Raw genomic sequence first — 24,403 nt, 5'->3', positions numbered from 1 at the left:
AAATTAAGATTCCATCGCAGCAAGCTTTCTTTTAAACTTAAAGAATAAAATAGCTGCACGACCTATCATCCAGGCAAAAAAGGCAAACCAAACAGCGTAGAAGTCCCATCCCAAATAATCGAGTAAAAACAAAACTGGCAAAAACACCAGCACGGTTAACAACCACAGCAAATTGCGCAAATAAGAAGCCTCTCCCCAGCCTTTAAAAATCCCATCATAAACAAAGGCCACCGCATTAATGGGCTGCATAAGCAATACGATCCATAAGGTGTTAGCAATGATTTCTAATACCTCAGGGTCATCTGTGAATCTATTTCCTAGTGCTGTATATAGAAGCGCACAAATGATCGCTAAAAGCACCGCAATCACAACACCGTAAAGCGAGGTTTTATTAGCTAGGTACTTAAGTGATTCTGCATCCTTGGAGCCCAACAACTTACCGCCTATGGCATTTCCTGCATTAGCAAAACCATCTACTAAAAATGAAAACAACAACCATATATTCATAAGTACCGCATGGGCAGCGACCTCAGCAACTCCGTAATCGTTTGCAAATCTATAGGAAAAGTAAATCGCCACATTAATAGCTACGGTACGCAAAAAGAAATTTGCTGTTAACCCAATGTGCTTTCGGAGTTTTTCATGAGGTTGCCACAGGGTCAACTTTATACTAAATATCGTGTTTTTATACAGAAAATAAACAGCAATCAACAACATGACCAACTGTGCTACCAAGCTGCCATAGGCTGCCCCCATAACACCGTAAGACGGAATCACACCGTCAATACCATAAACTAAAGTGAGTGTTAATAGAATATTTACAACCGCGCCAGAAAGACTCGCAATCATCGCCCAAGAAGTGTTTTGCAAACCTCTAAAAATGCCGAAAATAGCAAACGCACACAGCGTCATAGGGAATCCCAAAGCACGCACTTGATAGTAGCTAGAGGCGATAGAAAGGACCTCTCCTTGAGCTTTATACGAGCTAAATATAAAAGTAGCAATAGGGGCCGTAACCAGATAAATAAGAATTCCTAAAACAATATTCAACCACACCACTTGTGGTATCAAATCATTGATTTTTTCCAGCTGATTTGCTCCTAAAGTATTGGAAACTATAGAGGAAATGGAGGTTTTAGTTTGTGCTAGCGTCCAAATAATCGCACTTAAAAACGTACCAACTAAGCCTATTGCAGCAAGGGCATTGGTCGTTTCACCTTCCATTTTTCCTATGATAGCAAGATCAGTTATACTGATCAATGGCTCTGCAATACCAGCAATTATAGCTGGTATCGCGAGTTTGAGAATTTGTGATGTATTGATTTGTACTGCCATAAAGCGCGCAAAGATAATCTCTAAAATATGATAACTTCCGTGTATCTTTGAAAACCCTTTATGGGGAATTAGCTCATCTGGCTAGAGCGCTACGCTGGCAGTGTAGAGGTGACCGGTTCGATCCCGGTATTCTCCACAAGAATAAATCCTTAAAAGTCATTGCGATGAGCAATGACTTTTTTGTTTTAAAAAGTAGCACATACAAAATAGTTGTAAATATCTATTCAAATAAGCTTTAACTCCTATTCTAACAAACTATATTTGCAGCCCGCAACAATAAATGAGTTGAACAGACCTTTTACTTGTTGCATTTCTTTATTCTAAATAAAGAAGAACCTTATAAAAAAGAGTCCTACATATTGTTATATTGGACTACTAGAAAAAGCTGAGGAGCTCCATCCTCGGCTTTTTTGTTTTCTGATCAATTAATAAGCAACTATTTCAACCCAAGCTTTTAAGATCCCTTCAAAAAATTAACCATACACTGCACCGCCTGTCTTAAATCTTCTGGTAATAGATTGGAATTCCATGGATGCGTTGCGCCTAAGGTATGATTTGCTTCTCTGATGAGTTTTAATTGGGAATGAGGACTTGCTTTATGAAGATCATGAGCATCACTTACCAAAACTGCTTCATCTTGTTCCCCGTGAAGGATCAAGTGGGGTTGTTTGATTTTTTCAGCTTGCTTGAGAATGGTTAATTCTTCCTCATTTTGGAGGAAATCTTCATAAAATTGGTATAAAAGCGGCATTTCTTGCTTCGTACGGGCATTTTTCACGTAAGTCACTCCTTTTTCTTTCCATTCTTCTATGCCTTTAGCATCTGGGAAACGCTCGGCATAATGAGCTACCCCAGCAAGTGTAATGAGTTTTGAAACTCTAGGCTCTTTTGCTGTTACTATGGTGGTAATACCTCCGGCTCGGGAATGCCCTAATAGGTTGATTTGATGACGATCTACGGGCAACTCTGAGTTTTCTATCCAATCCAAAACCCTGATGGTATCTCTTACCTCTATACTGTAATTATTGTTTCCAAAAGCATCGAGATCTGGAAAATCAATAGGCTGTTCCACCGTACCACCATTGTGTGAATAGTTGAATTTTATAAATAGGAATCCCGATTTCGCGAAAGCGGCACCCATCAAACTCCATGCACCCCAATCTTTAAATCCTTTATAACCATGACAAAAAACAACTGCTGGTAAGGGCGTACGGGTTTCTTGATACTCATAATCCAGTAGTATAGCACGATCATTTTCTCCTTTTAAAATAATATTATTCCTAATTATCATACAGGCTTTTCAGTAAGGTGAATTTCTTTATTGAACAATTCTTGAATCAAATTCCAAAGTACTTTTTCAAAATCTTTCAGCACTTCTGCATCGATCATTTTTTCTTTATACGATCCTCTTTCTTTAAAAGCAAAAGGAATATAACCCTCATCGAAGTTCTTAAAGCTAATAATCCCCGCACTAGCTTCTGTAAAGGCTTCGTTAAGGCTGTATAGATAGGTGTACATTAGGACCTGAAAGGCTTTTGCCTTTTTATAATCATCACTTAGTACATTAAAATCTTCTGGGTCAATACCTACGTTTCCTTTTAGGGTGGCTCCAGACTTATAATCAATAATGCGCAGTTTCCCATCCAGCTGATCAATGCGATCCACCATTCCATGAATTTTCACTTTACCAATTTGTGGAACTTCTATCTGAGCCTCTAGTTTGCGCTCTACGCTTTTAATAACGAGTTCTTGGCCACCTTTAACAAGATCTAGGTCGCTTTGTACCATTTTCTTGATGTAATGAAGGGAAACTTCATAAATGATCTTATTCTTGCCTAAGGGTGTCGATTCTGACGTGTAACACTCTTGATAAGCTCTTTCTAATTCGGGCAGGATTTGCTTTTTGATTTGATCAAAATCTTCTTTGATCAATAGTTTACCGACATAAGGCTGGTATAGTTTGTCAAGAGCTTCGTGAATAATAGAACCCATGGTGTTTGCAGCAATATTCTCTTCCACATCTTCCAAATCTGAAATCCGCAAAATCTTGCTGGCATAAAAATCAATTGGATTGCGTACATAACTGGTCAGTGCAGATGGACTGAAACCACTAGTTGCAATTTGCTGTAATCGTTCAAAGTAAGAGGCTTCTTTTTTAATCACCATCAACTCTTCTTTTACCGCAGTATTTTTAAAAATATACTGTTGGTGGGAGATGATATGATTGGAGTTTTGATCTGTTTCTAACTGAGTTAGAAATCTGCTTTTCTCGCCACCACCTAAGGTATCTCCTTCTGTATTGTAAATAAAAGCAGCCTTTTCCACTCGATGAAGCAATCTGTAAAAGTGGTAGGCGTATACGCTGTCTTTCTCTGAATAGGTAGGCAACACAAACTGATACTTCATATCATTTGAAATATAGGAAGCGGTTGATTTTCCTGCTGGTAAAACCCCTTCATTTACAGAAAGCATAATGGTGTTTTTAAAATCCAGCGCTCTGGTTTCTAAAAGCCCCATAACTTGAAGTCCGCGCACTGGTTCTCCAATAAAATCGAGGTTTTTAAGGGGGACCAATTGCTTGTATAGATAAGCAACTGTTTTAAGGTCTTTTATTTCTTGATTATTGTCAATGATGGTCGCCAGGTTTTGAACCACTTCTGTAATACCTAATAATTGTTCTATTTCTAGCCTTCGGTTCTCTTCTTTTAGTAATTTTATTTTAAGCTCGTGCAGCAAAAACTGAATCAACTCAATAAGCGCACCTACATTCTGCACAGGTTGAAGTGTTTTCTGGAGAATAAGGTTTGTGGAGACTTCATCAAAGCTCGATGGAGTAACATAGATCAAATTTTTCTCTCTTATATATTGGACTAGTTTCCGAGAGTCATTTTTAATTAAAATATGAGCAAAGGAAGATTCTAAGATATTTAGCATGCCCTTATAATAGAATCCGTCCTCAATAGCCTCCGTATGCATCTTGATAATATCATAGATAAAAGCAGATAACGGCAACTGATCTAGTGCAAGTCCCATAGTCACATTAAAGTGCTCAATATTCTTAGGTATGGCGTCTAGCAAGGGAAGTAACAAACGCTCATCTGCAAGGATAATAGCAGTTTCTTCTAGTTCTTCCTGTGGAATTTGCTCCATTAACTGAGCAGCCACTTGGATCATGCTTAAATTACCTGCAGCACCATGAATATCTATTTGTTTATTGGTGTTGTAATCGTTACCATAAAGCTTTAGTTCTTTTGAATCATAATACTTCCACTCCTTCTTAAACTTACGTATAAACTTACCAGATTCATGATAAGGTAAATCCATCAGGTAGGAATCGATATCCCAATAGATAAAACCCTTTTCTTCTTCGAGGAGTTTTTGTATGATCTTAGATTCGGCAGTATTGAGTGCATTGAGTCCTAAAAAGATAGTTTGCCCTTTATGCATTGAGATAAAAGATGCTTGCTCTTCATTGCCTTCGACAAGTTTGGTATTGGTTGTATCGTAGTGCTTTGTACAGCGCGCAAATGCTAGTCGATAGGCCATACCTTGATAAGCAGTTTCATTTTCAATACATAGTTTTTGGAAGGCGTCGTAATACAAATGTAATTTTTTCCAAAATCTCAAATATTTAGAAACCATCAAAGTGGGGTTTTTATTCAAAGCCCAATGGTCCATTTCTTTGACACTACCCCAATAATTAAAGAATTGCTCTGGATCCACAAGGTAACGATCCATTTCATTAAAGTCCTTGAGAATAGTGGTTGCCCAGCCTATAAACTCGTCAAAGCTATCCAAATTATCTTCCTTCTCAATACTTTTGTAGGCTTTATAAAACAGCGGTAACAGGTCCAAATCATTGACTATTTCTACCTCAGCTAGTTCTTCTATATACTCTTCTACGCTATAAATTTTAGGTAAAAATATAGGTTGCTCCAGACGTTGTGCGATGTACCTGCTTAGAAAAACACCAACACGTCTAGACGGCACAACATAGATGGCAGTAGTGGTCTCTATTTGATTCTTCTCAAGATCTACAAGGACTTTTTCTAAAAATGAATTCATCTGGTTAAGATAATTAATATGCCCATTTTAGGAGCATATTTTAGCTCAGTTTTAGAAATAAAAAAGTCCATTTGCAGAGCAAATGGACTTATAAGCATTGGGTTGATTAGTAATGCGTATTATCTTTTTGTAATCGTAAATTCTGATCTACGAGACAACTCATACTCTGCAGACGTACATTTTTTAGAGGCACAGTCTACAATTGGGTTTGCTTCTCCACGACCGGCAGCGGTTAATCTAGAAGCATCCACTCCTTGAGAGGCTACATATTTAATGATACTTTCTGAGCGTCTTTCTGTAAGAGCTAGGTTGTAATCATCAGATCCTCTTATGTCCGCATAGGTTTCTGCGAGAATTTCAAGCGTAGGGTATTTTTTCATTAATCCTACTAATCTATCCAGCTCAAGCGCAGCATCTGGTCTGATATCAGAATTGTCTAAGTCGAAGTAAATCTTGTTAAGGATGATTTTATTTTCAACAATTTCAGGCTCTGGAACCATCAGTACTTCTACCATAGCAGTTTCTTCTTCAGCAACTGATAAAGTAGCTTCTCCACTTTCGTATTTATCTTTTGCTCCACGAGCAGTAAGTTCTAAGTTGCAATCAGTAGTAAATACAGCTTTACCATTTGCGTCTGTAGTCTGCCCTGGCATAGTATTATTATTCCCGTCTTGTAAAGAAACAATGGCACCTGGAATAGGCATTCCTGTTTTTGCATCCACTGCTGTTACACTAACGGCTACTTCACAGATTTCAATTCTTTCTATTCCATAAACGTCATCGCCACCTTGACCTCCATCACGGTTAGAAGAAACATAACCTTTACCTGTAGCTTCTGAATAAGAAAAACCAAAGTCATCTAAGGAACTATTAACGGGACTACCCATATTAGTTACTTGACCATCTGTATACTTAAATACATCAAGACCTCCTAATCCTAAATGACCATTACTTGAAAAATAAAGTGTATTATCGTCTGCGATGTAAGGAAAAGAGTCATCCCCAGCAGTATTCACTGAAGGTCCTAAATTAACAGGGTTAGAAATAACGCCGTCTTTAAGGTCAGCTTTATAAATATCAGTTCCACCTAGTCCATCTGGCGCTTGACTAGCAAAATAGATAGATTTTCCATCTTTAGTTATTGATGGGTGACCTACTCCATATTCTTTAGATTCTAAAGAAGTCGTGGCAACATCTCTCCATTCTCCACCAGCATTTAATGCTCTGTAAATGTTAAGTTTACTTTCTCCATCAACAGCTTTTTCATAATCTCCTTTATAGTAATCCACACGCGTAAAAAACATGTATTTCCCATCTGGTGTAATGTCTAACGTACCTTCATGATATTTTGTATTTACTTCTCCATTCACGAGTTCTGGCTTTCCTACTACTCCAGCATCATCAATAATTGCTTCATAAATATCCAAGTAAGGCTCTTTATTCCATCCATACTTACCTCTATTCTCATTACGAGCACTTGAGAAGTACAGTTTACTTCCTACTTGTAATGCAGAAAAGTCGCTTGCCTCTGTGTTGAATTTATGAGATTTAGTAGTAAAACCTACTTTCATACCAAGAATGTCATTGATATAATTTGGGTTTGATTTGTATTCCTTAGCACGATCGTCTCCGGGCTTTAGAGATGCAAATTGATTCATGATCGTATTAGAAAGATCATATTTTTGAGAAGCCTTTAAAGATTGAGCATATCTATAAAGAGTCTCAACTTGAGGATCATTTTTTATTGCTCTCGCATAATTCTTTTCGGCATTTTTAAAATCGCTGTTATAAAAATAAGAATCTCCTAGTTGTGTATAAACGTGTTGGGTTCTTACTCCGTTTTTGATCAGCTTTTCATAAGCCTCTGCTGCATCTACATAACGCAGTTGCTCGTATAATTTATCTGCTTTTGCAGTTTTATCGGTTTGTGCTTGCGCGCTCATCGCAACACCAACGAATAAAATTAAAAGTATGTATAGTTTTTTCATGGTTGTACTCTTTGCATGATTAGAATTAGAAGAAACGCGGTGATTGCATCACTTTACGTGGGAAGGCTAGGCCAAATGTTAAAAATACCTCGTGAGAGCTATCAGAAACTACAGAAATATCAGAGACTATTCGGTCATAAGCATAACCTACTTTAATAGTATCTGTGATATTCATTGCTATCAATCCACTGAAAGAATCTTCATAGCGGTAAGAAACTCCTAATTCAAATTTGTTGTTGAACAAAACGTTAGTATTTAAGTCAAAACTTACCGGAGAGTCAAAAGCTCCTTTTACTAGCACGTGTGGCTTCAATTTAATATTTTCGGCAACGTCAAAAACGTATCCACCTGTTAGGAAGTAATGTTGTGTCTCACTACCGAAGGTTAGGCCGTTCTCGTCAAGGTGTGTACTTCTCAACATATTAGGAACAGAAAAACCAGCATACCAGTTATCTCCGTAAAGGAAGGCGCCGGCACCTAGATTTAAATAGGTCTCGTTCAGTTCTTCAGAAAAAAGTGGGTCGCCTGGTTGTGTGGTCTGAACGGTATTCAGATTCACATCAAAAAAGGTAAGTCCTGCTTTTAGACCTAAGGCTAGTGTAGTTTTCTCCCCAACTTGTAGTTTATAAGAGAAATCTCCATAGGCATTGGTTTCACTTACCGGACCTATGTTGTCAGAGATAATGGAGAGACCTAAACCTAGTCTTTCCCCTAGTGGTGTACTACCAGAAAGGGTGATGGTTTCTGGAGCTCCAGTGATACCTGACCACTGCTGCCTGTAAAGAGCTGTGATATTTACACCATCTTGAGTTCCTGCATAGGCTGGATTGATAATGTTTTGATTGTACATGTACTGTGTGTACTGAGGGTCTTGTTGTGCGTTTACTATACTAGTAGCAGCGACAGAGATAAAGAGCCCCATTGCAAGTAATTTTTTCATTCTCACAAAGTTAGTTTTAAGGTTGCGGTTTCAGTTTCAGATGGCTAAATATAGAACGATTCTACTTATGATCTTGGATTTCTTGCTTCTAATTCCGCTTTCGCGAAAGCGAAATGATAAAAATTAGAAATCTATAAATAGTATGCTTATATCTAGTTTGGTGAATATATAAAAAAACTATCCCTACTTCTGTTTAACAAATCTATAATAGATTAAGAGGTTCGTTTTGGGGTTCAATAACGTCTTAGTTTCTCCTGAACAGCGCAAAAACCGGAAAATGATCACTATAACCACCTTTATAATTGTTTCCTGCAAATGTTCGAGCTGGTTGACCGCGATATTTTCCCTTCCATTGTCTCAACATAATGTCGTCAAAAATATCTGCTTTATGAAAATATAAAGAATTAGGAACATCATTATGTAAACTCTCACTAATCATGATCTGATCAAAAAGATTCCATTTAAATTGATGATTCAATGAACCTCGATGAAACTTCTTTAAAGGAGCTGTTATATTATCAAAACCCATAGGTAAAATTCCTTCTTTGATACTCTTATTCTCTGGATCGTCGTTAAAATCCCCCATGATAATCACATGGTGTGCCTCTTTTAATTCTAAATGTTGATCGGTGCGTTTACTGTTTGGGTCCTTTTTTTCTAGGTGTTGTACTAATTGACTAGCTACCTCAACCCTCTTGGCATCGGTAGTCTCTGTGCCATCGCGACGTGACGGCCAGTGATTTACGTAAATATGAACTGGAGTACCCGCTAGAACTCCTTCAACATAAAGTATATCCCTAGTAGCATCACGCACCCCTTCTTCGTTTTCTAAATGTATAACAAGAGGCTCTGAATGACTAGGTATAAAAACCCGAGTATCGTACAATAAAGCTACGTCTATTCCTCTCTCATCTGGACTGTTGTAATGAATAAAATCATAAGTGCTCTGAGCGAGTTTAGGTTGGGTAATGAGATCGTGAAGCACTTTTTTGTTCTCGACTTCTGCAAGACCTACTAATGCTGGTAATTTACCGGTAAGTTCAAAACCTATCTTACTTATCGCATCGCTTATTTTAGTGAGTTTCTTTTGATACCTATTTTCTGTCCAATTCTTACGGCCAAAATCAGTAAAATCTTCATCTACTACCTGTGGGTCATTAATAGCGTCAAAAAGATTTTCAACATTATAAAAAGCAACAGTGTACTGCTCAAAAGATTGTGAAGGAATGGACAAGGCAAGAATATTTTAGCCCTCAAATGTAAGGTATAACTCAGCCTTATTAAATAAATATATACAAGTAATATTAAAGGCAAATAAAAATTTGAGCTCTTTAAAATTAGAAGTATTAAGGTGTTGATATTAGTGTCCAATAGATTGGAAACCGACTCTAGGTAATGGCACAAGTTCCATTGATATATAGATAATTGACTGTTTTAATTACAGCCTAAATCAATTCTACTTTGGGGGTCTGCATTAGGAAAACAGTTCCCAGACTGCACGGCATCTGGCACATAGCGAGTTAATTCTGCATCGTACAAAGTGTTTTCTAAAAAATAAACAAGATCTGATATTTCTTCTTCAGTAAGGTGAATAGCACCCATTTCTGAAGCCAGATTTGAAGAAGCGTTTTGATCCTGTAGGGAAGTATTATTTTTATACCGCACCACTTCTTCTATACTACTAAAGGTAGCACCATGACCGTAGAAAGCTGCATCGCGTAAATTGTATAGAGTTGGTGTCTTAAACTTATAATTATCAGATGGGTCTCCTGTAAAGCCTCCGCGTCCTTTTTTTACATTATCAAAGCCTGCATCATCTAAAACTATTGCAGCATTAGAGTCGTCAAAGTGTCCAAAGCCAAAAGCGTGAAATTCCTGATCTTTCAGTGCTGGACCGGTATGACAAGTTATACACTCTCCTTTGTCTGCAAAAACAATAGCGCCTCTTTTCTCTCGATCAGAAATAGCATTGTAATCTCCTTTTAAATAATCTTGCCATGGAGAACGGTTTGCCAAAAGTGTCCTATTAAAGGCAGCAAGTGCTAGGGCAGCAGTTTGTGAGGTATACCTAGAACTGAGGGCTACATGTGGGAAGGCTTGGTCAAAAAGCCATCGGTAACCATTATTATCTATAAAATTTTCATCGATTTGAAGTCTGTGCGTGGACTGTCCTACTAAAGCTTGTGTTTCTATGCCTTGAAAACCCAAATTATTTTCAGGAACTCCTGTTGCTGCCCATCTGGATTCAGTTCCTACATTAGGACCCGTTCCTCCCAACATACCGTTCCACAAAGCTGTTTCTTGATAAGCAACGTTTAATAAAGTAGGTACCCGTACCGGCTGTAAGTCTACCGAGTCCAATGGCATGTTCAAATCAATTTGTCTGCCTTCTCCAGCAAAACCAAAACCAGTCCCTCCTTCCCCGATTCCTTGCCTTAGACCAGAATAAAAGCTGGAAGCTACAGGATGGCAGGAAGCGCAAGAATAAGTGCCTTCCATTTGACTCATTTTAGGCGCGCCAGCGGCAGCCGTTTCATGCAGCAACAATTGTCCTAAAGCAACTTTATAAGTGTTTAATGGATTTAACGGATCTTGAGGTATCGCATTAAAATCATCACTATCTGGCAATAAGAAAAAACTTTTGCCCTGCCCATTCGCATTTTGCTCTAGCAATTCTTCCAGACGAATATCTAAAGCTGTTCTCGCCAATTCATAATCTTCGGTGTCTGTACAAGAAACCAAAAATATAAATAAGATGCTCAATAAGTATAGATAGTTCTTTCCCATTGTGAATGGCTAAATTAACAAATATTTCACAACCCTGACCCATTTATGATCACCTATCCGTGAACTAGCTATTACCTTTGCTTCATGAACGATTTACACTATAGCTTTATAAACAATAATCAACCCGTAGTGCTATTGATACACGGCTTTTTAGGAAGCATGGAACAATGGAAATATATAGAGCAAGATTTACTGACTACTCATTCCTTGTTAAAAATAGACCTTCCTGGTCATGGCAAGACTTTAGAATTTAAGGAAGACTACACCTTAGAAAAGCTCAGTTTAAAGATCGATCAAATTTTAATGATTGAGAAGATAGAAAAAATTCATGTGGTCGGTCATAGTATGGGCGGTTATTTAGGTTGCGCTTTTGCAAAAGCGAGACCCGAAAAAACGCGTTCTCTTACTTTAATCAACAGCATCGCCTCTAACGATACCGAGCAGCGGAAACAAATACGCGATCGATCGATACAGTTGATTGAAAAACATCAAGCTGCTTATGTAAGTATGGCAATAGGAAACCTATTTACTGTTGAAGAAAGAAAATTATATGAAACTCGCATATCATTAATGAAGCAACAAGCAGATAAAATTTCTATTAGAAGCATTATTCAAGCTCTTAAATGCATGCGAGATAGAAGTGATTATTTACCTCTTTTAAAAGAAGTTGATTTCCCCATTACTTATTTATGTGGTCAACAAGATGAAATTGTGCCGGTGGAACTAGTTGAAAGAGAGCGGGTTCACCTAAGAGCAAATACTAGAATAATCGACAACGGACACATGTCTTTGTTGATAAACCCTTTAGATATCCTAAAAAACATGTATTTCATCGATTAATTATGCCTTTCAACAAATTTTATTAACAAAGTTCCTATATTACAGTCAGTTAACCACTGATAAAGGATTTTTATCTCATAAAAACCTAATATATGGACAAAATATATTCTCCTTTAAAAGCCTTAGGCTGTTACATTATAGGTCACCACTACCGAGTGTCCTACAAAGTGAATGATCATATTCAAGAAATATGTTGTTCCAAGTGTCATAAACAAATGACAAGAACTATTTATGGAAATATTGTGCCTCTTAACGAGCGCCAATCACAAATTAATCGCACCTTAAATGATGTGGATCGCAGAAGAAAACAGGCAAGAACGCAAATTTATTCCTGAAAACTATTCCATCCCATTGCTTTAATTGGTATTTGTTCTCCCCCACGAGTCACTAAATTAATCCCGTAAGAAGCATCTACTACATGTCCTATTACCGATAAACTAGGATTTGCTTTTATTTTAGGAAAATCTTCCTGTTTTACAGTAAACAACAATTCATAGTCTTCTCCACCACTTAATGCTATTGTAGTACTGTCCAAATTAAACTCTTCACAGGCCGTAATCACTGTAGGGTCTAATGGTATCTTATCTTCATATAAGGTCATTCCTACTTCACTGTGCTTACATAAATGAATAATTTCAGAACTCAATCCGTCAGATAGATCGATCATACTGGTAGGGTGTACCTCCAGTTCTTCTAATAATTTACAAATATCTTTTCTAGCCTCTGGCTTTAATTGTCTTTCTAATAAATAACTATATGCCTCAATATCTGGCTGATTTTGCGGATTAGCTTTAAAAACAGCTTTCTCTCTTTCTAGAATTTGCAACCCCATATAAGCAGCTCCTATATCACCAGAAACAACTAATAAATCTCCTTCATTTGCTCCTTTTCTACGCACAATTTTATCTGCATCTTGCTCGCCAATTGCCGTTACAGAAATAACTAAACCGCTACGCGATGCTGTGGTATCACCACCTATAAGGTCAACTCCATAGGTTTTACAAGCCATGTGAATACCTTCATACAACTCGTTAACTGCTTCTACAGGAAATCTGTTTGAAATAGCAATAGATACTGTTACCTGTGTGGCTTTAGCGTTCATAGCATACACATCAGATAAATTTACCATAATCGCTTTATAACCTAAATGTTTTAATGGTACATAGCTCAAATCAAAGTGAACACCTTCCACGAGCATATCTGTCGTTACTACAGTAGACTTTGTGTGATTTAAAACCGCTGCATCATCACCTATTCCAGTAATGGTAGAGTCTTGTTCTATCTCAAAATTCTTTGTTATAAAATCAATCAGGCCGAACTCGCCTAAGTTTTCTACTGGTGTACGTTGTGGGGACTTGTCTTCTATCATCCTGCAAAACTACGATTTAGGCAAGAATGGCCACATAAAAATAACTTAATATTTAAGAAAACTCTACTCATCAATAGATTAAATAACGCTATATGAGAATATCATAGCTCGACCGATTTTACAGCTTAGTGTGTTGTATATTTGTAATCGTTATAAATAAGCTATTTAATATGATAAGTGTATCAGAAACCGCAAAAGCTAAACTCGCTCAGTTAATGAGTGAAGAAGGATTTGCAATCGATAAAGACTTTGTAAGAGTTGGAGTGAAAAGTGGTGGCTGCAGCGGTCTATCTTATGATCTAAACTTTGATAAGCAAGCTATAGAAACAGATAAAGTATTTGAAGCAAACGATGTAAAAATCGCTGTGGATAAAAAAAGCTTTTTGTATCTAATGGGAACTGTGTTAGAGTTTAGCGGTGGTTTAAACGGTAAGGGATTTGTTTTCAACAATCCTAATGCACAAAGAACTTGTGGCTGTGGAGAGTCTTTCTCTCTGTAGTAAGATGATTTAAATGACGCTTTCGCGAAAGCGGTTATAAGAAAAAAAAATGTCAAAATATACAGAAGAACAATTAGAGGAAGAACTAAAGGTTAAAGAGTACGAGTACGGCTTCTATACAGATATGAAGTCCGACACTATTCCTGTAGGTCTCAGTGAAGAGGTGATACGTATTATTTCTTCAAAGAAAAATGAACCAGAATGGATGTTAGAATGGAGACTTGAAGCCTACCGAGTTTTTATAGAAATGGAAGAGCCGGAATGGGCTAATGTAAACTATAAAAAACCAGATCTTCAATCCATATCTTATTACTCAGCCCCTAATTCTAAGCCTAAATACGACAGCCTAGATGAGGTAGATCCAGAATTGTTAGAGACTTTTAAAAAGCTAGGAATCTCCATAGACGAACAAAAGAAACTTAGTGGAGTTGCCATGGACGTGGTGATAGACTCTGTATCTGTAGCTACAAGTTTTAAGAAATCACTAGGCGAGAAAGGAATTATTTTCTGCCCTATTTCTGAAGCTATTCAAGAACATCCAGAATTAGTAAGAAAGTATTTAGGAACAGTAATTCCACAAAATGACAATTATTACGCCGCTTTAAATAGCGCCGTATTTTCTGATGGATCGTTTTGTTATATTCCCAAAGGAGTGAAATGCCCTATGGAACTTTCAACTTACTTCCGAATCAATGAAGGTGGAACAGGACAGTTTGAGAGAACACTTGTTATAGCAGACGAAGGCAGTTACGTTTCTTATTTAGAAGGTTGTACAGCCCCATCACGTGATGAGAACCAGCTGCACGCAGCTTGTGTAGAGTTAATTGCACTAGATGATGCAGAGATCAAATACTCCACTGTTCAAAACTGGTATCCAGGTAATGCTGAAGGAAAAGGTGGTGTATTTAATTTTGTAACCAAACGAGGTATTTGTGAGAAAAACGCAAAAATATCTTGGACTCAAGTTGAAACTGGTAGTGCCGTAACCTGGAAGTACCCTAGTTGTATCCTTAAAGGAGATAACTCAATTGGTGAATTTTATTCCATAGCAGTAACAAATAATTACCAACAAGCAGATACTGGAACTAAAATGATTCACTTGGGAAAAAACACCAAGTCTACCATTATCTCTAAAGGTATCAGTGCTGGAAAGTCTCAAAATTCCTATCGAGGTCTAGTGAAGATAGGTGCTAGAGCAACAAATGCTCGTAACTTTTCACAATGTGATAGTTTGTTAATGGGTAATGAATGTGGAGCGCACACGTTTCCATACATTGAGACCAGTAACAGTACTTCCAAAGTAGAGCATGAAGCTACCACTAGTAAAATAGGTGAAGACCAAATTTTCTATTGCAACCAGCGTGGTATCGATACAGAAAAAGCCATTGCGCTTATCGTCAATGGTTTTTCAAAACAAGTGTTGAACAAATTACCTATGGAATTTGCCGTGGAAGCACAGAAACTTTTAGAAATAAGTCTAGAAGGATCTGTAGGCTAAAAAATAACTAATACATTGATTATGAATCGATTGATTATTTTAAGTTTCTTGCTTTTAAGTGTAGTCTCTTGCAAAAATGATAAGGATTCTACAGAAGAAACAACTGTAGTCAAAAAAATCACTGCAGAAGTTCTTCCCGAAGGACAGCTAGTATACAGAGGTGAATTTATCTTTATCAAAGATGCTGCTGTACTCACTACAAGAAACGAAATTTATGCCATAGCAATCGACGATAAAATGAGGGAGCTAGATCAAGTAGCAAAAGCCTTGAAAAAAACCAAATTCGATATGGTAAACGTGGTGATTCACGGTACTGTAAAGCCCAACCCTATAAAAGCAGAGATCGGTGAAGGATGGGATAAAATGGTTACGATTACAAAAATTATAGAAGTAACTCCAGCAACTAGTGCCGATGTAATTAAGACTGGAAAAACATTAGATATTAAAGAAGTTAAATAACAGCTATGTTAAAGATTAAAGACCTTAAAGCAACAATCGAAGGAAAAGAAATCCTGAGTGGAATCAATCTTGAAGTAAATGCAGGAGAAGTACACGCGATAATGGGACCTAATGGTGCTGGTAAATCCACCCTTGCAAATATTATTGCAGGACGTGATGAATATGAAATAACTGGAGGCGATATTTCTCTAGAAGGAGAAGACATTACAGAGTTGGATCCAGCAGAAAGAGCGCACAGAGGTGTTTTCCTTTCTTTTCAATATCCAGTGGAAATTCCAGGAGTATCGGTTACTAATTTTATGAAAACCGCTATCAATGAAACCCGCAAAGCCCAAGGAAAAGATGATATGACCGCTAAGGACATGTTAAAAATGATCCGTGAGAAATCTGAAATGTTAGCGATTGATCGCAAATTCCTTTCCCGTTCTTTGAATGAAGGATTTTCTGGAGGAGAGAAAAAACGTAACGAAATATTCCAGATGGCCATGTTAGAGCCTAAACTGGCAATTCTTGATGAAACCGACTCTGGACTAGACATCGATGCATTACGCATTGTTGCAAATGGAGTGAATAAATTAAAAAATAAAGACAACGCCACGATTGTTATTACCCACTATCAGCGCCTTTTAGATTATATCGTACCTGATTTTGTACATGTTTTATATGACGGTCGCATCGTTAAAACTGGCGGCAAAGAATTGGCGCAAGAATTAGAAAAACGCGGTTACGACTGGATCAAAGAAGAGGTAGAGGCTTAGAAACAGCAACTTAAGTGTTGAAGCTATCTAAATTGCTTTTACTTTTCAATAATGAACTTTTAAGTTCGCTTTCGAGAAAGCGAAAAAAATATTAACTATGAGTTTTAAAGACCATATCCTTTCTTCTTTTATTGCCCTAGAAAATGAGGTAGATACCAATAGCTACGTGCATCATTTACGCAACGAAGCATTGAACGATTTTGAACAACTAGGAATACCACAACGTCGAGAAGAAGCCTACAAATACACTTCCTTAAAGTCTCTATTCAACAAAGAATACGTGCTTTTCCCTAAAAAAGAAACAAGTATTTCTTATGGAGATATCAAAAAATACCTCATGCACCAAATTGATGCATATCGAGTGATATTTATTGATGGTATTTATAGTTCGCAACTTTCTCAAACGACCCATGAAAAATTTGACGTTTGTTTGATGTCTAGTGCATTGAATAATCCTAAGTACGCGACAGTAATAGAAAAACATTACAACAAGCTTGCTACTAAAGATGGGCTTACATCCTTAAACACGGCATTTGCTAAGGAAGGAGCTTACATACATATAGGTAACAACATCGCAGTAGAGAAACCTATTGAGATCGTTTATTTCTCTACAGGAAATGAAGCTCAGTTGATGACACAACCCCGCAACCTTGTTGTGGTAGGAGAGAATTCTCAAGTACAAGTTATTGAAAGACACCAAAGTCTGAATGATAACGAGGTGCTGACCAATAGCGTTACAGAAATTTATGCTGCAAAGCGTTCCTTAATAGATTGGTATAAAATCCAAAATAATCGTTTGAGTGCCTCGTTAATAGATCACACCTTTGCTGAGCAAAAGGACAATTCCGAAGTGCGTATTCACACCTTCTCTTTTGGAGGGAAATTGACTCGTAATAACTTGAGTTTTTACCAGCGAGGAGAGCATTGTAATTCTGTTCTTAATGGCGTAACCATTATAGAAGGAAAACAACACGTAGATCATTCCACGCTTGTTCATCATACAGCTCCTAATTGTGAAAGCTTCCAAGAATATAAACAGATTTTTGACGAGCGTGCCGTAGGAGTCTTTCACGGTAAAGTTCTGGTAGATAAAATTGCTCAAAAGATCAATGCCTACCAACAAAACAACAACATTTTAGTAAGTGATACTTCTACCATCAATGCAAAACCTCAATTGGAGATTTTTGCTGACGATGTGAAATGTTCCCACGGATGTACTATAGGCCAGCTCGATGAAGAAGCATTGTTTTACATGCAAGCCCGAGGGATTCCTAAAAAAGAAGCTCGTGCTTTATTGATGTTTGCTTTTGCTAACAGCGTATTAGAAACCGTAAAAATCCCAGAGATTAAATCTCGTATTACGAAACTTATCGCGATGAAGTTAGGTGTGGAAATAGGATTTGATCTGTAAAAGTATTTTTTAAAATTAATTACTAACGCTAGACCCCAAAGGTCTGGCGTTTTTTTATGTCCCAATTTATGAAGGAAAGCATGCCCAGACTAATCCCTGTATAAAGGCTTACACTGTAACATATTCCAATACTATATAGAAGATAAAACGAGCTAATAGCACTACAGAAAACTCAACAAAAAGGAGTACCTCTAAGAAGATTTTGGCGTCCTATTCTTCCAGCAACAATTAAAGAACTATATATTTATTGGTCATCCTCGTATTATTTGCTCTAAGGGGGCTTCTATAGATTGCATAAAATGAGCTATTTAAATAGTTTAAACTATTTTTGAGAAAAGTAAAAGTTATAAAATGGGGGTTTTCAATAAAATAAGAAGGAATGCTATTTTATCAATATCTTTAAAGGGTTACATAAAATATGGTGTAGGAGAGATTTTAATTGTAGTTATCGGAGTGTTTTTTGCCCTTCAAATTAACAATTGGAATGACAGGAGAAAAGAAGATGAAGTTATGAAATCCTACTTCAGTAAAATGCATGAAGAAATTAACTCTACCACTCAGGTTATTGACTACAGTTCAAAATACACGAACGAGTCTATGATTCCTCAAATAAGGCGTGGGTTAAATGTCATGTCAACCCATCAAAAAGATTCCTTAAATGAGTTTAAAACAGCTCTTGGGGAGTTAACCGAAGGGGAATCTCTTACTTTCTACCTTCCCATAATTGACGAATTTATAAATCAAGGTTACTTGTATAAGATAGATGATGATGCACTTAATCGTCAATTTGAAAATTTAAATTATTTTAGAAGTCAATGTATAATTTCTAATGAACTATCTAGAGAGTACCAAATTAAATTAATAAAACCCTATATCGGGAAACACATTAATTATTCAGAAATTGCTCTTAATCAAGATTATATTCAACCCAGTGGGACAAAAACAGACTTTGACAAGCTCTTGAAGGACCAAGAATTGCGAAATCTGATGACTTTTCAATTAGAAAACCTTCATAAAAGTACGTCCAACTTTACAGCATTAAGCGCTACCTTAAAAAGGATTGATTCCATTGTAATAAAGATCAATAAAAGCTATAATTAATTTAATTACGACGTTCCGCTGCAGTTGTTCTGAGGTATATTGTTATTTAGTTGTTCCTCCAAAAGTAAATGCATCCTTAATTCTTCAAGAGTGTAAACTCCCTCTTTTAAATCTTTAAGAGAAGTTTACAGGTATTCATAAATGAGTAAATATAAAAAATATCTCTCTGATTAAGAGGGAAGTATGTAAGAATACTACTATCTTTAAATTGATTATTAAAAATCATTGAACTTAGCAAATCAATAAATTATGAAAAATATTATAACCATAGCACTGCTCTTTTTATCCTTAACTGCATTTTCTCAAGCAGAAACCTTTATTAGCTCTGTCTTTGCCACCTCTACTTTAGGATCCTATAGCAATTGTACTCGACGAGGTCTTTGTGCTATTAAAGAAAGTCTAGAGATCAGTAAGTCCAACACTCAAACCATAATAAATGAAGATAACACCTTGACTTTAGTTTTTGAAAGAGACCAACTTACCAAGGAAGATGAGATTAAAATATTAGGTAAAGAAATCAATATAAATACACCGACAGAGAACTTTGCTTTTCTAATGGAAGAAGCTCTTGTGCTCGACGAAGAGACAAGAAAAGCCTTAAATTTTCCTCAGAACTTCACTACCATAACAACAGGAACCTATCCTGTCATAATCACAGAAGATTCCTTTACAGTGACCCTTAGGCTCCTCTAATTATCCTATTGCTGGCAAATTATAACCCTTGTAACAGTTCTGTTATTTATGGTAACCAGCCTATGGCCTGTGCCTCCTCATCCAAATGAAGAGATCCATCTACTCCTAAAAGGGTTAGGTACAGAACTGCGGGAAGTACAAGCCTTATTTGAGGAGCAAAACCACAGTTTGCATCAGCCTATCCATGAACTAACATCACAGCGCAGCAAGTGGCCCTACTTATACACAAAGGTCAGTTACAAGAGCTGTTGCGATTTAATAAATATTCTGAAACTACTGATATTAGTAAAATAGGTTGTTCAAAAGGTTTCCAAACTATCAAAATCTTGTATGAAAAGACCTTGACACTGAATCATCACTATGCACAGGTGATTACTTTTAATGAGGTTAATAATTCCAGTGCAGATAAAAAAAGCCTTAAAGAAGTAGAGTGTATTTTAGACTTTACATTAGGAATGCATAATGATCTAAACACCATGTACTTTGAGACGGCATTTCTTCAAAAGAGGAATACTGATGTCATGTTAGAACTACAACAGTTATTTGTAGATCACACAAAGCCTATTAAGTACCACACAGCATTGGAACAGTTAAGAAATACTGATGACTGGGAGAGCGTTAGAGACAATTTATGTGAATATCTAAAGGAACTGGACAACGCGTATAAAAGATGACTCTGAGTACTATGGGCAAATTCATTTAGAAGCATGTTAAACCCCTATAAAAACGAGAGGCAATATGCCCCTAAAATACCTAGGGATTATCATAAACTTAAAGATAAAATGAATCTTGGATTGATCTATTTTCTAACTTCTATTTAACAAAGCCTTCACGCGTAGAGCTTACCTTTGCACCTATGCTAGATATCAAGAAAATAAGAGCCGATTTTCCTATTTTAAACCGAAAGGTAAACGGACAGCCATTGATCTATTTTGACAATGCCGCGACTTCTCAAAAACCTATACAGGTGATTGATAAAATCGTAGAGTATTATACCCTATACAACGCAAACATACACCGTGGTGTGCATGCCTTGAGTCAGGAAGCAACTGACCATTTTGAAAGTGCTCGTGAGAAAGTAAGAGCTTTTTTCAATATTCCTCTTACTAAACAGGTCATCTTTACTTCTGGAAATACCCATTCTATTAATGCCGTAGCAAGTGGCGCTCATGTCTTTGTAAAAAAAGGAGATGAAATCATTGTTAGTGCAGTAGAGCATCATTCAAATATTGTACCCTGGCAAATGCTTTGTGAACGGGTAGGAGCTGCTTTAAAAGTGATTCCGGTATTAGATGACGGACAGTTAGATATGGATGTTTATCACAAACTCCTCAATTCTAAAACTGCATTTGTAGTTGTAAATCATATTTCTAATGCACTAGGCGTTACCAACCCCGTTAAAGAAATCATAGACGCAGCGCATCAATACGGTGCGATGACCCTTATTGATGGAGCACAATCATGTGGCCATATGAAATTAGATATGCAAGCGCTCGGTGCTGACTTCTATACCATGTCTGGGCATAAAATGTGCGGTCCTACAGGAATAGGAATCCTTTATGGAAAAGAAGAAGCCTTAACCAGCTTACCTCCTTATCAAGGTGGTGGCGAGATGATTGATCAAGTAACATTTGAAAAAACAACCTACGCTGGATTGCCTCATAAATTTGAAGCGGGAACACCTAATATCGCTGGTGGAATTGCTTTAGGTGCTGCTATTGATTACCTAAATGAAATAGGTATGGAAAGCATCGCTGCTTATGAGCACAAGCTGCTAGTTTATGGAACAGAGCAAATCAAAAGTATTCCAGGCGCTAAAATTTATGGTGATGTAACTGACAAAGCTGCGGTCATTAGTTTTAATGTGGCTAGCCTGCATCCTTACGACATAGGAACGATTATAGATAAATTAGGAGTGGCCGTAAGAACCGGGCACCACTGTGCACAGCCTGTTATGGAACGTTTTGAAATTCCTGGGACCATTAGAGCCAGTTTTGCTTTTTACAATACTAAAGAAGAAATAGATGTTATGGTACAAGCTTTGCAGCGTGCTGTAAATATGTTATCTTGACTCTGATATAAAAAAATCAAGTATTATGAAACTAGCAACAATACTATTAGCTTTTATATCTATAATCATCACAAGCTGCAAAGACATGAAGGATGCAGACGGAGATTATAAGGTTACCACGGTAAGAAGCAACGACTACTCTAAGTACGATATCACTTTGTCTATAGAAATGGGTGAAGAAAACAAGATTTCAGGAAAATCTGCTTGTAATCAATATTTTGGAAGCTTTAAAAACCCTGAAAAAAATCAAATTGAAGTGGGATTACTCGCGGGAACAAAAATGTACTGTAGCGACCTTGATGAAATAGAAAAAGAGTATAAGAATCAGTTGTCAAAAGCAGCCTCTGTAGAAGTTACCAAGACAGGCATCAACCTTCTTGATGAAAAAGGAAAAATAATTATAGTTGCAGTAAAAAAAGAAGATAAATAATGGCGAGTATTCAAGAAATACAAGAAGAGATAGTTGAAGAGTTTTCCATGTTTGACGACTGGATGCAGCGTTATGAATACATGATCGATTTGGGGAAAAGTCTTCCTTTAATTGATGAAAGTTTAAAAACAGAAGACCGTATTATAAAAGGTTGCCAGTCTAAAGTATGGGTAAATGCAGCGCTAGAATCTGATAAAATTGCCTTTACAGCAGACAGTGATGCAATTATTACCAAAGGTATCATTGCCATTCTCATAAGAGCATGGTCTGGTCAAAAACCAGCAGATATTATCGCGGCCAACACCAATTTTATAGATGAAATAGGGCTCAAAGAACACCTTTCCCCTACAAGAGCAAATGGACTTGTTTCCATGATCAAACAATTAAAAATGTATGCGATCGCATACCAAACACAAGTCAACTAAGATGGAAGAAATTAACGGACAAGAAATAGGAGAAAAAGTAGTAAAAGTACTCAAGACCATTTACGATCCAGAAATACCAGTAGATATTTACGAACTAGGATTGATCTACGATGTTATGGTAAGCAGTGATGGTGACGTAAAAATACTCATGACGTTAACGTCGCCTAATTGCCCAGTGGCCGAAACGCTGCCAGTAGAAGTAGAAGAAAAAGTAAAAACCCTTAAAGAGGTAAATGATGCAGAAGTGGAAATCACTTTTGACCCGCCATGGAATAAAGATTTGATAAGTGAAGAGGCAAAGTTAGAATTAGGAATGCTCTAGATATGACAAAAGAAATCATCAATCGCGTTACAAGTTCTAAGTTAAAAACCTTTGACTTAGAAGATTTTTATCCGCCTGGACCTAGAACAATTATTGATATTTCTCAATGGTTGTTAGAGGGAATAGTGCTTGTGGAATCCCGCTTTCGCGAAAGCTTAAAAACAACAGACTTCTCCGTATATAACAATCATTACGTAGCTATCCATTGCAGTGAAGATGCCATTGTACCACAATGGGCGTGGATGCTGGTGCAAAGCCACCTTTATGGAATTGCTAAAAAAGTAGTTTATGGCTCTCTGGAACAATTAGAAACTGAAATTTATAGAGAAGTGATCGCAAGTATTGATGTGAGTGAGTTTCAAGACGCTCCAGTAATTGTAAAAGGCTGCTCTAACAAACCTGTTCCCGTTGCCGCGTACGCCATGATGACCGAGAAGTTACAAGAGGTAGCTCGATCTATTATGTACGGAGAAGCTTGCTCCTCTGTACCGGTTTTTAAACGTAAAAAATAGCTGCCGTGGCCATTTTGTCACCTCAACCTTATAAATACGCTATGGCACATTACTTGAAAACAAAGATTTGTAATCGAGACCTATCTCGGCCTGCCAAATAAATTTTAAAATGATTGCCATTTAAAGATTTACTAGGTGTACTCATAACCAGCACAACAACATATGTCATTTTTCGGCTATATAGCTATATTTTTTGTTCTCAGATGGATTTACACCGCTTTTCTAAGTGATGGGAGTTCCCAGCAAAGAAGAACCCAATCAGGAAGCCCTTTTCAGAGAAGTACTACGGTAAGCCCGCAGGATTTTGAATTGAATTTACTATCTCTTACCTCTTTAGTTATTAAAGCAGATGGTAAAATCACCCAAAACGAACTGGACTACGTAAGACAGTATTTTGTTGGTTCTTATGGTAAAGAAAGAGCTAACGCTATATTCAAAGTCTTTAATGAAGTGGTTAAAAAGCGCGAGGTCGATGCGGTAAAAATTTGCAATTACCTCAACGCCAGAACCAGGTATGAATCCAGATTACAAATCCTTCATTTTCTATTTGGCATTGCTCAGGTAGATGGTCATACAAGTGAAGCTGAAATTCACGTGATCTATCAAATAGCCGGCTACCTAAGACTCACAGAGCGCGATTTTATCTCGATCAAAGCTATGTTTGTAAAAGATCAAGATAACGCCTACAAGATTCTAGAAATCGATAAGTCCGTTCCTGATCATGAGGTAAAAAAAGCCTACCGCACCATGGCAAAGAAATACCATCCCGATAAATTAATGGATATGGATGAAGCCTATAAAAAAGGTGCTGAAGAGAAATTCAAAAAGGTTCAAGATGCCTATGAAACAGTGCGCAAAGAACGTGGAATAAGTTAATAGTCCCTTTTCATTTTTCTACA

Annotated in this window: 24 protein-coding genes and 1 tRNA gene; 17 read left to right on the top strand and 8 right to left on the bottom strand. The window is 37.1% G+C overall.

Going from position 1 to position 24,403, the window contains the following annotated elements; genetic code table 11:
• Positions 1-3: 3 nt before the first annotated feature.
• On the bottom strand, positions 4-1,335 hold the full coding sequence (locus CW736_RS04810) for an MATE family efflux transporter (protein ID WP_101012826.1): 1,332 nt from the start codon (positions 1,333-1,335) through the stop codon (positions 4-6).
• Between the two features lie 62 nt (positions 1,336-1,397).
• Here CW736_RS04810 and CW736_RS04805 point away from each other — a divergent pair.
• A tRNA-Ala gene (locus CW736_RS04805) sits at positions 1,398-1,471 on the top strand.
• Positions 1,472-1,789: 318 nt separating this feature from the next.
• Here CW736_RS04805 and CW736_RS04800 read toward each other — a convergent pair.
• The 6 genes from CW736_RS04800 to CW736_RS04775 form a co-directional block, all read right to left on the bottom strand.
• Positions 1,790-2,626: an alpha/beta hydrolase family protein gene (locus CW736_RS04800; RefSeq protein WP_101012825.1), complete on the bottom strand. Its 837-nt coding sequence runs from the start codon at positions 2,624-2,626 to the stop codon at positions 1,790-1,792.
• Entirely contained in the window at positions 2,623-5,400 is a 2,778-nt protein-coding gene (locus CW736_RS04795) for a PD-(D/E)XK nuclease family protein (protein ID WP_101012824.1), read from the bottom strand. The genes CW736_RS04800 and CW736_RS04795 overlap by 4 nt, the downstream gene beginning before the upstream one ends.
• Positions 5,401-5,519: 119 nt before the next feature.
• On the bottom strand, positions 5,520-7,388 hold the full coding sequence (locus CW736_RS04790) for an OmpA family protein (protein WP_232735423.1): 1,869 nt from the start codon (positions 7,386-7,388) through the stop codon (positions 5,520-5,522).
• Between the two features lie 25 nt (positions 7,389-7,413).
• The gene (locus tag CW736_RS04785; protein ID WP_198519343.1) at positions 7,414-8,328 is read right to left on the bottom strand and encodes a type IX secretion system membrane protein PorP/SprF; all 915 of its coding nucleotides are present in this window, start codon (positions 8,326-8,328) and stop codon (positions 7,414-7,416) included.
• A gap of 244 nt (positions 8,329-8,572) precedes the next feature.
• A complete protein-coding gene (locus CW736_RS04780) occupies positions 8,573-9,562 on the bottom strand; it encodes an endonuclease/exonuclease/phosphatase (RefSeq protein ID WP_101012821.1) in 990 nt (329 codons plus the stop codon).
• Positions 9,563-9,762: 200 nt separating this feature from the next.
• A complete protein-coding gene (locus CW736_RS04775) occupies positions 9,763-11,115 on the bottom strand; it encodes a cytochrome-c peroxidase (RefSeq protein ID WP_101012820.1) in 1,353 nt (450 codons plus the stop codon).
• Between the two features lie 84 nt (positions 11,116-11,199).
• On the opposite strand from CW736_RS04775, the gene CW736_RS04770 reads away from it, so the two are divergent.
• On the top strand, positions 11,200-11,955 hold the full coding sequence (locus CW736_RS04770) for an alpha/beta fold hydrolase (protein WP_101012819.1): 756 nt from the start codon (positions 11,200-11,202) through the stop codon (positions 11,953-11,955).
• 92 nt (positions 11,956-12,047) lie between these two features.
• Positions 12,048-12,290, top strand: a complete 243-nt coding sequence (locus tag CW736_RS04765) for a hypothetical protein (protein WP_101012818.1) — start codon at positions 12,048-12,050, stop codon at positions 12,288-12,290.
• Here the strand turns inward: CW736_RS04765 and thiL are convergent.
• Positions 12,281-13,324 (bottom strand): thiamine-phosphate kinase, encoded by a 1,044-nt coding sequence (thiL, locus tag CW736_RS04760; RefSeq protein ID WP_101012817.1) that lies wholly within the window; start codon positions 13,322-13,324, stop codon positions 12,281-12,283. The genes CW736_RS04765 and thiL overlap by 10 nt on opposite strands.
• A gap of 170 nt (positions 13,325-13,494) precedes the next feature.
• On the opposite strand from thiL, the gene CW736_RS04755 reads away from it, so the two are divergent.
• The 14 genes from CW736_RS04755 to CW736_RS04690 all read left to right on the top strand — a co-directional run bounded on the left by CW736_RS04755 (position 13,495) and on the right by CW736_RS04690 (position 24,380).
• Positions 13,495-13,824 carry a HesB/IscA family protein gene (locus CW736_RS04755; protein ID WP_101012816.1) on the top strand — a complete coding sequence of 110 codons (330 nt, stop codon included), beginning with the start codon at positions 13,495-13,497 and terminating at the stop codon, positions 13,822-13,824.
• Between the two features lie 49 nt (positions 13,825-13,873).
• Positions 13,874-15,322: a Fe-S cluster assembly protein SufB gene (gene sufB, locus CW736_RS04750; protein ID WP_101012815.1), complete on the top strand. Its 1,449-nt coding sequence runs from the start codon at positions 13,874-13,876 to the stop codon at positions 15,320-15,322.
• Positions 15,323-15,343: 21 nt separating this feature from the next.
• Positions 15,344-15,781 carry a component of SufBCD complex gene (locus CW736_RS04745; RefSeq protein ID WP_101012814.1) on the top strand — a complete coding sequence of 146 codons (438 nt, stop codon included), beginning with the start codon at positions 15,344-15,346 and terminating at the stop codon, positions 15,779-15,781.
• 5 nt (positions 15,782-15,786) lie between these two features.
• A complete protein-coding gene (gene sufC / locus CW736_RS04740; RefSeq protein WP_101012813.1) occupies positions 15,787-16,539 on the top strand; it encodes a Fe-S cluster assembly ATPase SufC in 753 nt (250 codons plus the stop codon).
• 97 nt (positions 16,540-16,636) lie between these two features.
• The gene (gene sufD / locus CW736_RS04735) at positions 16,637-17,950 is read left to right on the top strand and encodes a Fe-S cluster assembly protein SufD (protein ID WP_101012812.1); all 1,314 of its coding nucleotides are present in this window, start codon (positions 16,637-16,639) and stop codon (positions 17,948-17,950) included.
• A gap of 351 nt (positions 17,951-18,301) precedes the next feature.
• Positions 18,302-19,051, top strand: a complete 750-nt coding sequence (locus CW736_RS04730) for a hypothetical protein (RefSeq protein WP_101012811.1) — start codon at positions 18,302-18,304, stop codon at positions 19,049-19,051.
• 249 nt (positions 19,052-19,300) lie between these two features.
• Entirely contained in the window at positions 19,301-19,744 is a 444-nt protein-coding gene (locus tag CW736_RS04725) for a hypothetical protein (protein ID WP_101012810.1), read from the top strand.
• 209 nt (positions 19,745-19,953) lie between these two features.
• Positions 19,954-20,418, top strand: a complete 465-nt coding sequence (locus CW736_RS04720; RefSeq protein WP_101012809.1) for a hypothetical protein — start codon at positions 19,954-19,956, stop codon at positions 20,416-20,418.
• Positions 20,419-20,600: 182 nt separating this feature from the next.
• On the top strand, positions 20,601-21,815 hold the full coding sequence (locus tag CW736_RS04715) for an aminotransferase class V-fold PLP-dependent enzyme (RefSeq protein WP_101012808.1): 1,215 nt from the start codon (positions 20,601-20,603) through the stop codon (positions 21,813-21,815).
• A 25-nt stretch (positions 21,816-21,840) separates the two neighbouring features.
• The gene (locus CW736_RS04710) at positions 21,841-22,245 is read left to right on the top strand and encodes an META domain-containing protein (protein ID WP_101012807.1); all 405 of its coding nucleotides are present in this window, start codon (positions 21,841-21,843) and stop codon (positions 22,243-22,245) included.
• Positions 22,245-22,670 carry a SufE family protein gene (locus CW736_RS04705; RefSeq protein ID WP_101012806.1) on the top strand — a complete coding sequence of 142 codons (426 nt, stop codon included), beginning with the start codon at positions 22,245-22,247 and terminating at the stop codon, positions 22,668-22,670. Before CW736_RS04710 ends, CW736_RS04705 begins: the two co-directional genes overlap by 1 nt.
• 1 nt (position 22,671) lies before the next feature.
• Positions 22,672-22,992 carry an iron-sulfur cluster assembly protein gene (locus tag CW736_RS04700; RefSeq protein WP_101012805.1) on the top strand — a complete coding sequence of 107 codons (321 nt, stop codon included), beginning with the start codon at positions 22,672-22,674 and terminating at the stop codon, positions 22,990-22,992.
• A gap of 2 nt (positions 22,993-22,994) precedes the next feature.
• On the top strand, positions 22,995-23,504 hold the full coding sequence (locus CW736_RS04695; protein ID WP_101012804.1) for a DUF2480 family protein: 510 nt from the start codon (positions 22,995-22,997) through the stop codon (positions 23,502-23,504).
• Positions 23,505-23,666: 162 nt separating this feature from the next.
• The gene (locus CW736_RS04690) at positions 23,667-24,380 is read left to right on the top strand and encodes a molecular chaperone DjiA (protein ID WP_101012803.1); all 714 of its coding nucleotides are present in this window, start codon (positions 23,667-23,669) and stop codon (positions 24,378-24,380) included.
• Positions 24,381-24,403 lie beyond the last annotated feature (23 nt).

The sequence above is a fragment of the Nonlabens sp. MB-3u-79 genome (genome assembly GCF_002831625.1).
GTDB lineage: Bacteria > Bacteroidota > Bacteroidia > Flavobacteriales > Flavobacteriaceae > Nonlabens.
The sequence above is the reverse complement of the archived record's forward strand: the minus strand, read 5'-3'. Positions and strand labels throughout refer to the sequence as shown.

Coding starts and splice junctions, on each gene's coding strand:
- sufC (WP_101012813.1), top strand. CDS start 15,787: ATGTTAAAGATTAAAGACCTTAAAGCAACAATCGAAGGAAAAGAAATC.
- CW736_RS04775 (WP_101012820.1), bottom strand. CDS start 11,115: ATGGGAAAGAACTATCTATACTTATTGAGCATCTTATTTATATTTTTG.
- CW736_RS04715 (WP_101012808.1), top strand. CDS start 20,601: ATGCTAGATATCAAGAAAATAAGAGCCGATTTTCCTATTTTAAACCGA.
- CW736_RS04790 (WP_232735423.1), bottom strand. CDS start 7,388: ATGAAAAAACTATACATACTTTTAATTTTATTCGTTGGTGTTGCGATG.
- CW736_RS04785 (WP_198519343.1), bottom strand. CDS start 8,328: ATGAAAAAATTACTTGCAATGGGGCTCTTTATCTCTGTCGCTGCTACT.
- CW736_RS04690 (WP_101012803.1), top strand. CDS start 23,667: ATGTCATTTTTCGGCTATATAGCTATATTTTTTGTTCTCAGATGGATT.
- CW736_RS04710 (WP_101012807.1), top strand. CDS start 21,841: ATGAAACTAGCAACAATACTATTAGCTTTTATATCTATAATCATCACA.
- CW736_RS04700 (WP_101012805.1), top strand. CDS start 22,672: ATGGAAGAAATTAACGGACAAGAAATAGGAGAAAAAGTAGTAAAAGTA.
- sufB (WP_101012815.1), top strand. CDS start 13,874: ATGTCAAAATATACAGAAGAACAATTAGAGGAAGAACTAAAGGTTAAA.
- CW736_RS04810 (WP_101012826.1), bottom strand. CDS start 1,335: ATGGCAGTACAAATCAATACATCACAAATTCTCAAACTCGCGATACCA.
- sufD (WP_101012812.1), top strand. CDS start 16,637: ATGAGTTTTAAAGACCATATCCTTTCTTCTTTTATTGCCCTAGAAAAT.
- CW736_RS04755 (WP_101012816.1), top strand. CDS start 13,495: ATGATAAGTGTATCAGAAACCGCAAAAGCTAAACTCGCTCAGTTAATG.
- CW736_RS04695 (WP_101012804.1), top strand. CDS start 22,995: ATGACAAAAGAAATCATCAATCGCGTTACAAGTTCTAAGTTAAAAACC.
- CW736_RS04730 (WP_101012811.1), top strand. CDS start 18,302: ATGGGGGTTTTCAATAAAATAAGAAGGAATGCTATTTTATCAATATCT.
- CW736_RS04800 (WP_101012825.1), bottom strand. CDS start 2,626: ATGATAATTAGGAATAATATTATTTTAAAAGGAGAAAATGATCGTGCT.
- CW736_RS04745 (WP_101012814.1), top strand. CDS start 15,344: ATGAATCGATTGATTATTTTAAGTTTCTTGCTTTTAAGTGTAGTCTCT.
- CW736_RS04705 (WP_101012806.1), top strand. CDS start 22,245: ATGGCGAGTATTCAAGAAATACAAGAAGAGATAGTTGAAGAGTTTTCC.
- CW736_RS04795 (WP_101012824.1), bottom strand. CDS start 5,400: ATGAATTCATTTTTAGAAAAAGTCCTTGTAGATCTTGAGAAGAATCAA.
- CW736_RS04765 (WP_101012818.1), top strand. CDS start 12,048: ATGGACAAAATATATTCTCCTTTAAAAGCCTTAGGCTGTTACATTATA.
- thiL (WP_101012817.1), bottom strand. CDS start 13,324: ATGATAGAAGACAAGTCCCCACAACGTACACCAGTAGAAAACTTAGGC.
- CW736_RS04770 (WP_101012819.1), top strand. CDS start 11,200: ATGAACGATTTACACTATAGCTTTATAAACAATAATCAACCCGTAGTG.
- CW736_RS04725 (WP_101012810.1), top strand. CDS start 19,301: ATGAAAAATATTATAACCATAGCACTGCTCTTTTTATCCTTAACTGCA.